Origin of the sequence: Streptomyces laculatispora, assembly GCF_017353455.1 — a bacterium.
Taxonomy (GTDB): Bacteria; Actinomycetota; Actinomycetes; order Streptomycetales; family Streptomycetaceae; genus Streptomyces; species Streptomyces laculatispora.
Genome location: NZ_JAFMPZ010000608.1, coordinates 1 through 8,853, shown reverse-complemented (window position 1 = coordinate 8,853; position 8,853 = coordinate 1). Strand labels below are relative to the sequence as shown.

The 8,853-nt window shown below is 69.1% G+C and carries 6 protein-coding genes; 4 read left to right on the top strand and 2 right to left on the bottom strand.

The window, feature by feature from the left end; genetic code table 11:
- Positions 1-286: 286 nt before the first annotated feature.
- Together J1C73_RS31910 and J1C73_RS31905 are read left to right on the top strand one after the other, a co-directional pair.
- Positions 287-2,068, top strand: a complete 1,782-nt coding sequence (locus J1C73_RS31910; protein ID WP_207319415.1) for an LCP family protein — start codon at positions 287-289, stop codon at positions 2,066-2,068.
- A 49-nt stretch (positions 2,069-2,117) separates the two neighbouring features.
- Positions 2,118-3,821, top strand: a complete 1,704-nt coding sequence (locus J1C73_RS31905) for an LCP family protein (protein ID WP_207319414.1) — start codon at positions 2,118-2,120, stop codon at positions 3,819-3,821.
- A 223-nt stretch (positions 3,822-4,044) separates the two neighbouring features.
- Here J1C73_RS31905 and J1C73_RS31900 read toward each other — a convergent pair whose 3' ends face one another.
- Positions 4,045-5,073, bottom strand: a complete 1,029-nt coding sequence (locus J1C73_RS31900) for a glycosyltransferase family 2 protein (protein WP_123459700.1) — start codon at positions 5,071-5,073, stop codon at positions 4,045-4,047.
- Positions 5,074-5,255: 182 nt separating this feature from the next.
- Between J1C73_RS31900 and J1C73_RS31895 the strand changes: the two genes are divergently transcribed.
- Entirely contained in the window at positions 5,256-6,719 is a 1,464-nt protein-coding gene (locus J1C73_RS31895; RefSeq protein WP_443732231.1) for an LCP family protein, read from the top strand.
- 21 nt (positions 6,720-6,740) lie between these two features.
- On the opposite strand, the gene J1C73_RS31890 is transcribed toward J1C73_RS31895, so the two are convergent.
- Positions 6,741-7,289, bottom strand: coding sequence for an acyl-CoA thioesterase (locus J1C73_RS31890; RefSeq protein WP_207319413.1), 549 nt, complete (start codon positions 7,287-7,289; stop codon positions 6,741-6,743).
- 119 nt (positions 7,290-7,408) lie between these two features.
- Here J1C73_RS31890 and J1C73_RS31885 point away from each other — a divergent pair, with 119 nt between their 5' ends.
- Positions 7,409-8,725, top strand: a complete 1,317-nt coding sequence (locus J1C73_RS31885) for an LCP family protein (RefSeq protein WP_123459703.1) — start codon at positions 7,409-7,411, stop codon at positions 8,723-8,725.
- Positions 8,726-8,853 lie beyond the last annotated feature (128 nt).

Sequence of the window (8,853 nt, the reverse complement as noted above, 5' to 3'; positions counted from 1 at the left end):
CCCCCAGCCCCACCCCCACCTATTCGGGCAACAACGCGGCGACCGACCTGTGCAAGCAGTAAAGCAATTGCCAAGCGGACATCAACGTTCGGCGTGCAATGGGAAGAATGCCCGCTTGTAAGGGGCGTGGAATGTGTCACGCCCATCGCTCGGCGCCGAACTGGACGGATAGTGTGACGCGATCCGGTTGCTACCGGCCCTCGGGCCGAGCACTTCCGGAGCGAAAGATTGAGCGCCTTATCGGGGGAGGCGCCTCGCGTGGCACCGACGGAGGACTCAAGCAACCGTGGATGCACAAAGCCGTGGGCGGGCGGAAAACATCGATCCCGCAGACCAATGGGTCCTCAACCCGGACACCGGCGACTACGAACTGCGACTGAACCAATCCGGAGGGGATTCGGGCGGCAGCCCGAGCACTTCGGCCCCGCGCGGCTCCCGGCGCAGAGACGCCGTCCGCGAGGACGGCGGCCGGCGCCGGGACTCCCCGCGCGACGGCGCCGGACGTGGTGCCGGTCCGAGCCGTGAAGTGCCCAGGCAGGGCGGTCGCCGTTCGGCCCGCGGCCAGGAGGGCCCGGGTTCGGGCTCGTCCTCGAACGAGAACAGCGCCGGCCGCCGCAAGCGCAAGGCCCCGAAGGCACGCCGCAAGAAGGCGCTGCTCTGGACGGGCGGCGTGATGGCGTTCCTGCTCGTCGGTGTCTCGGTCGGCGGTTACGCGCTGTACCAGCACTTCAACGGCAATCTGAACTCCGTGGACATCGGCGACGCCGGCAACAAGGACGTCGTCACCGCCAACGCGCCCCTGAACATATTGGTCATCGGTACGGACAAGCGCACCGGCAAGGGCAATGAGGGCTACGGCGACAAGGGCAGTACCGGCCACGCCGACACCAACATCCTGTTCCACGTCTCCAAGGACCGCACCAACGCCACCGCGCTGAGCATCCCCCGCGACCTCATCACCGACATCCCGGACTGCACGGCCAAGCAGCCGGACAACTCGGAGAAGGCCATCCCGGGCACCCAGAACATCCGGTTCAACGTCAGCCTCGGCCAGGAGGGCCGTGACCCGGGCTGCACGATGGAAACCGTCAAGCAGATCACCGGCCTGAAGGTCGACCACTTCATGATGGTCGACTTCAACGCGGTCAAGGAACTGTCCACGGCGGTCGGCGGCGTCAAGGTCTGCCTCGCCAGGGCGGTCAAGGACAAGGACTCCCACCTCGACCTGCCGGAGGGCCCGAGCAAGATCCAGGGCGAGCAGGCGCTGGCCTTCGTACGGACCCGGCACAGCTTCGGCAATCAGAGCGACCTGGACCGGATCAAGGTCCAGCAGCAGTTCATCGGATCGATGATCCGGCAGATGAAGTCGGACGACACCCTGACCAGCCCGACGAAGCTGTTCAAGCTGGCGGACGCGGCCACGAAGGCCCTGACGGTCGACAAGGCCATCGGCTCCGTGCCGAAGCTGACCACGCTCGCCAAGGAACTCACCAAGATCGACACGAAGAACATCTCGTTCGTCACGCTGCCAGTGATCGACAACCCGGCCGAGCCCAAGCCGATCACGGTGGTCCTGGACCCGGTGAAGGCGCCCCAGCTGTTCTCGATGATGCGGGCGGACACCTCACTGACCGAGGTGGCCGCGCAGAAGAAGGCGGCCAAGAGCAAGCAGGACGCGCTCCTCAAGGGCACCAAGGCCGCCGCCGCCGACGTGCGCGTCGATGTCTACAACGGCGGCAAGATCGCCGGCGGGGCCCAGCAGACCGTGACCTGGCTGCAGAACACCAAGGGCGTCCTCAAGTCCACGAACAAGGCCAACGCCCCGGCGAAGGCCGCCAAGACGACGCTGGAGTACGCGCCGAACCAGGCCGACCAGGCCCGCGCACTCGCCGAGATGATGGGGCTCCCCGGATCGGCGCTCAAGAAGGGCACCACCGATGCCGAGGGCCTGCAGGCGATGGTGCTGACGCTCGGGGCGGACTTCGAGGGGGCGGGCACCCCGATCACCGGTCCGGCCAAGATCGACATTCCGAAGGCCAGTGCCGACAAGGCAGAGTGCGCCAAGTGACACCGGGTCACCGCGCGATATCGCGAGTCTGAGCAGCAGGGGGGTCCCGGTGGGACGGAACAGCACACCAGAGGAGGGAACGCGACCACGGGTCCGGCATGCCGGTCAACTCGGCTGGGACGACGGCCTCTACGAAAAGGGCGGTACGGGCACTCGGGCGGCTTCCGGCGATCCCGCCGATGACGGCGGTGACAGCGATACGCGCCACCGGCGCGGCAAGTCGGCCAATCGTGCCAAGAAGTCCCGCAGGCGGCGCGTGTACCGCTGGACAGCGCTCACGCTGGCGGTGTTGATACTCGGGACGGCCGGCGCCGGATACCTCTACTACCAGCACCTCAACAGCAACATCCGCAGCAGCGAGCGCAGCAGTGGTGACAGCGGCGTCAAGGAGGCCCCGCCCAACTCCCTCGGCGAGACCCCCCTCAACATCCTGCTGATCGGCTCGGACAGCCGCAACAGCGCGGCGAACGTGAAGCTCGGCGGCAGCCGGGACACCGTCGGTGACAAGCCGCGGGCGGACGTCCAGATGCTGCTGCACATCTCGGCGGACCGGAAGAGCGCCTCGATGGTCAGCATTCCGCGCGACACCATCCTCCACATCCCCGAGTGCAAGGACTCCAAGACCGGTGAGGTGTTCGCCTCCAGCGACAACAAGCCGATCAACGAGTCGCTCCAGCGCGGCGGTCCCGGCTGCACCCTCACCACCTGGGAGAAGCTGACCGGGGTCTACATCAATCACTGGATGATGATCGACTTCGCCGGTGTGGTGGCGATGGCGGACTCGATCGGTGGCGTCGACGTCTGTGTGAAGACGGGCGTGTGGGACCGGCCCACCCGGATGGTTCCCGGCGGCTCCGGCCTCAAGCTGCCCGCCGGTACGAGGCCCGTCAAGGGTGAGGACGCGCTGAAGTGGCTGCGCACCCGGCACGCGTTCGGCAATGACCAGAACCGGGCCCGCGCACAGCACATGTACATGAACTCGATGCTCCGCACGCTCAAGGAGCAGAACGTGTGGTCCGACGCCGGCCGGCTGATGAATCTGGCCGAGACGGCCACCAAGGCGCTCCGGGTCTCCGACGAGATCGGCACGGTGAAGAAGCTGTTCGATCTGTCGATGCAGCTCAAGAACGTGCCGCTCAACCGCATCACGATGACGACGATCCCGACGGTCGAGTGGTCGCAGGACAGGGACCGGCTCGTTCCCGTCGAGAAGTCCGCCGACACGATGTGGCAGATGCTCCGTGACGACGTGGCCTTCGACAAGAACGGCAAGTCCGGCGCGAAGGCGTCGGCCTCCGCGAAGCCGACGGGTCCGCCCGCTTCGGCGCCCAAGACCCTCGGCCTGAGCGTGGTCAACGGCACGGGCTCCGGCCAGGCGCCCGTGTCCGGCCGGGCCCGGACCGTCACCGAGACCTTGCAGGGCAAGGGCTTCAGCCAGGCCGCCGCCTCGCAGACCACGGCGCCGCGCAAGGACACGGTGGTTCTGTATCCGCAGGAGGACGGCGAGCAGGGCAAGTCCGACGCGCTGTCCGTGGCCAAGGCACTCGGACTGCCGACGACAGCGGTCAAGGCCGACCCGCAGGCGGGCGGGCTGACCGTGGTCATCGGCGCGGACTGGCGCGACGGGACCGCGTACAAGAATCCGGCGGCGAAGGCGGGCGATCTCCCGGACGGCGCCGACGACCTCAACGCCGCCGACAAGGACGACTGCATGGACGTCTACTCGGTCTACCGGTGGGACGGCGAGAGCTGACGCTTCCTCGACGCAGGTGATGGCCGGGCCCCGGGGGCCCGGCCATCGCCGTTTCCCCCCACCCGGCATCCGCTCGCGACCGCACGCACAGGTGGAACACCTCCGGCCGCGAACACCGCCCGGGCCTACACCTGCGGCAAGCACGAGGCGGCTGATCCCGCACGGCTGAGGCCGCCCCGCGCACGGTGCGCCGGGCGGCCTCAGCCGTTCTCCGCGGACGTGGTCAGACGTGCTGCGATCCGCTCTGCACCGCCGGGCGGCGGCTGGCGATGACCTTCCTCGCCAGCGAGCGCGGACTGGTCAGGAAGCCGTACCCCCACGACATGTGCATGGTCGCCAGCGCCACCGGGATCAGCGCCCGCGCCTTCAGCGGCAGTCCCTTGCCGGCCGGGAGCGATCCGGCGACGATGGCCGCGACGTATCCGGCCGGGACGACCAGTGCCCACGGGGTGACGGCGGCGCCGACGACGATGCCCGCCGCGATCGCGACGACGGCGGTCGGCGGGGCCAGGTAGCGCAGGTTGATCGAGCCGGAGTGGTAGCGGGCCACGACGTGGCGCCAGCGGCCGTAGTCCTTGTACTGCTTGGCGAGGGCCCGGACCGAGGGCCGGGGGCGGTACTGCACCCGCAGCTCGGGCGAGAACCAGATCAGGCCGCCGGCCTCCCGGATGCGGAAGTTCAGCTCCCAGTCCTGGGCACGGATGAACTCGATGTTGTACCCGTCGGCCTTCTCCAGGGCCTCCCGGCGGAAGACGCCCAGGAACACGGTCTCGGCCGGTCCCGCCTGGCCGCCGGTGTGGAAGGCCGCGTTGCCGACACCGATCTTCGACGTCATGGCCGCGGCGACGGCGTCCTCCCAGGCGTTCTCGCCCTCGGCCTGCATGATGCCGCCGACGTTCTGCGCGCCCGTCTCCTCCAGGAGCCGGACGGCGGTCGCGATGTAGTTCGGCGAGAGCATTCCGTGGCCGTCGACGCGCACCACGACCGGATGGCTGGAGGCCTTGATCGCGGCGTTGAGCGCGGCGGGGGTGCGGCCAGTCGGATTCGGCACGGTGTGGACCCGGGGGTCCTCCGCGACCAGTTCGGCGGCGATCTCGTCGGTACGGTCCGTGGACGGGCCGAGTGCGATCACCACCTCCATCTCACCGGTGTACTCCTGCTCCAGGATGTGCCGGACGGAGTTCCTGAGATGGCGCTCCTCATCAAGCACCGGCATGATCACGGAGACGGCGGGGTGCTGCGCGGCAGACATGTGGTCCTCGGGGGGTCCTCGGGGGCGCCGGGGGTCCGAACCCCACCAGGCGGCGTCATTCGGCCGCCACGTTACCGCGAATGGGGGAACCCGGTGCGCGCCGCCGGGGTCGCGGGCCGGGATGCAGATCGTATGGGCCTACCGTGCGACAGATTCCCCTTGCACCGCGGAGGTGTCCCCCCGTGCCCACGCCGCACCGCTCCACCCGCCCGCCGCGGCCCCACGCCGCTCCCCCGCAGCGCAGGCGGCCCAGAAAGCAGGACGAGAGACCGCACTGGGGCATGCGGATGGTGACCGGACTGTCCGTACTGGTCCTCGGGGCCGGTGGCATCGGTCATGCCGTCGTGACCAACCTGGAGACCGGGATCGACCGGATCGACCCGTTCAAGGACATGAAGAACCGGCCCGCGGGCGGTCACGGCATGAATCTGCTGCTGGTCGGCACCGACGGCCGCGACAAGATCACCGAGGAGGAGAAGGCGAAGTACCGGCTGGGCGGTGCGCCCTGCCACTGCACCGACACGGTCATGCTGGTGCACCTGTCGGCGGACAAGCGGCGCGCCAGCGTCGTCAGCCTGCCGCGCGACAGCTACGCCGAGATCCCCGAGCACCGGGACCAGACCACCGGCAAGGAGCACGCGGCCCACCCGCTGAAGCTGAACGCCGCCTATGCCGAGGGCGGGCCCGGTCTGACCGTGCGGACCGTCGAGCACATGACGGGCGTCAAGGTCGACCACTATCTGGAGGTCGACTTCACCAGCTTCATGACGACGGTCGACGCCCTGGGCGGGGTGAAGATCTGCACCACCCGGCCGATGAAGGACTCCTACACCGGTCTCGACCTCCCGCCGGGCACCCACGAGCTGGACGGTGGCCAGGCGCTCCAGTACGTACGTTCCCGGCACATCGACGGCGCCGCCGACCTGGGCCGGATGCAGCGCCAGCAGAAGTTCCTCGCCTCGCTGATCAAACAGGCGACCAGCAGCGGGGTGCTGCTGAACCCGGTGAGGTTCCGCGAGGTCGCCTCGACGATGCTGAAGTCGGTACGGGCCGACGAGGGCTTCGGTACAGAGCAGATGCTGGACCTCGGGCAGGCGATGCGGGGGTTCTCCGCCGCCTCGTCCGAATTCACCTCGGTGCCGATGGGCGATGTCGCCTACCAGGTCAAGGGCATCGGCTCGACGGTGAAATGGGACCCGAAGAAGTCGAAGCAGCTGTTCCAGGCACTGCGCGAGGACATGCCGCTCACGGTGAAGCGGCCCGAGCAGCCGCACGCGAAGAGGGTGGACGTGCCGCCGCAGCAGGTCCGGGTCCAGGTCTACAACGGGACCCCGAAGGACGGCCTCGGCGGCACGGTCGACACCGCGCTGCACGGCACCGGCTTCGACACCACCAGGGCCCCGCTCACCGGGGAGCAGCGCGATCTCAAGCACACCCTGGTCACGTACGACCCCCGCTGGGACCGGTCCGCGAAGTCACTGGCGGCGGCGCTTCCGGGAGCGGAGCTGAAGGCGGTGAAGGGCCAGGGCCCCATGATGAAGGTGATCGCGGGCGCGGACTACGCCAAGGTGGAGCGGGTCCGGGCCGAGGAGCCCGACCCGAGCAGGTTCGGCGCGGTCACGGGCGACCAGGTGGTCTGCCCGTAACCGCCGGGAGGGCGTGCGGCCTCAGTCCTCGATGCCGTCGGCGGCGCGCTTCTCGCGCAGTTCCCTGATCGCGCGGCGCCGGGCCAGCCGGTGCGTGCGGCGGATCTGCGCCTCCTGGTAGCGCCGGTTGTCGCGCTCGGTCTCCGGGAGCACCGGCGGTACGGCGCGGGGGCGGCCGTCCGCGTCGACCGCCGCGAACACCAGGTACGCGCTGCCCACCTGCTGGGCCGGGGTCGATTCGTTCCACCGTTCGGCCATGACCCGGACACCGACCTCCATCGAGGAGCGGCCGGTCCAGTTCACCTGGGCACGGACGTGAACGAGATCACCCACGCGGACCGGCTCCAGGAAGACCATCTCGTCCATCGAGGCCGTCACCGCGGGACCGCCGGAGTGCCGGCCGGCCACCGCGCCCGCCGCGTCGTCGACCAGCTTCATGATCACGCCGCCGTGCACCGTGCCCAGCAGATTGGTGTCGCTGCCGGTCATGATGTGGCTGAGGGTGGTCCGGGAAGCCGCGGTCGGCTTGCCCGGAATGTCGCCCTCCGGGCGCGGGGCCTGATCTGTCATGCCCTCTACCTTATGCGGGGGCTCCGAGCCCGTCGCAATGCATCAGCTTCGCAACAGCCCAGGTCCGATTTCACTTACACCCTGTAATAGCAGTGGGCCCGCCCTGCACACTGGACCGCATGAGCGATTGGCCCGAGGGCCGGAACAACGACAACCGCGGCGGCAACCGCTACGGACAGGGAAGCGCGAGCGACCGGCCCGAGAGCGCCCGCGCGATGCCGCATGTCCAGCGCCCCGTCCCGCCCCAGCAGCCCGCCCCGCCGCAGCGGCGCCCGGCACCGCCGAGGCAGCCGCAGGTACCGCAGCAGTCCGGCGGCTACGACGACGGCTCGCAGTACGACAGCGGCTTCAACACGGGCCAGGTCTACGGCGGCGGCAACGGCGGCCGCCGCGGTGGTGGGGGTCACGGCGGCGGACCGGGTGACGGCGGGTACGTCCAGGGACGGCCGGCGGCCGCACCGGACTGGCGCCGCCGGATCAAGATCGGCGCACTGGTCCTCGTGGTCGTGGTGCTCGGCGTATCCATCGGCACGTACTTCTGGGCCGACTCCAAGCTGAAGCGCGACGTCGACCTCTCCAAGGTGATCGAGCGGCCGAAGTCGGGCGACGGCACGAACTACCTGATCGTCGGGTCGGACAGCCGCGAGGGCATGACGGCCGAGGACAAGAAGAAGCTCCACACCGGCTCCGCCGAGGGCAAGCGGACCGACTCGATGATGATCCTGCACGACGGCGGCGACGGCCCGACGCTGGTCTCGCTGCCGCGTGACTCGAACGTCGAGATCCCCTCGTACAAGGGCTCGGACTCGGGGAAGCTCTACCCGGCCCGCGGCCGCTTCACCAAGCTGAACGCCGCGTACGCCGAGGACGGGCCCGAACTGCTTGTCCGTACCGTCGAGTTCAACACCGGGCTGCACATCGACCACTACGTCGAGATCGGCTTCGGCGGCTTCGCCAAGATCGTGGACGCGATCGGCGGGGTGGAGCTCGACATCCCGAAGGCGTTCAAGGACAAGAACTCGGGCGCCGACTTCAAGGCGGGCAAGCAGACGCTGAACGGCGAACAGTCCCTCGCCTTCGTCCGGACCCGGTACGCCTTCGCGGGCAGCGACCTGGACCGTACGAAGAACCAGCAGAAGTTCCTCGCGGCGCTGGCGAGCCAGACGGCGACCGCGTCGACGATCCTCAACCCGTTCAAGCTGTACCCGACGATGGGTGCGGGTCTGGACACCCTCGTCGTCGACAAGGACATGTCGCTCTGGTCCCTGAGCCAGATGTTCTTCGCCATGAAGGGCGTCACGGGCGGTGACGGCACGTCGATGAACATGCCGATCTCCGGCTCCACGGGCGGCAACCTGGTCTGGGACAAGGCCAAGGTCAAGCAGCTGGTCGAGCAGCTCAACAACAACGAGAAGGTCACGGTCACCAGCAAGTGACGGCAGCGTGCGAGGGGGTCGGACGGTTCACCGTCCTGCCCCCTCGTATGTGCGGCCACCCGTCCGCCCGCAGGACCCGTCGCCTGCCCGCCCCCTGGCAGTCAGCCGCCGCTAGGGCCTCTCGTTTG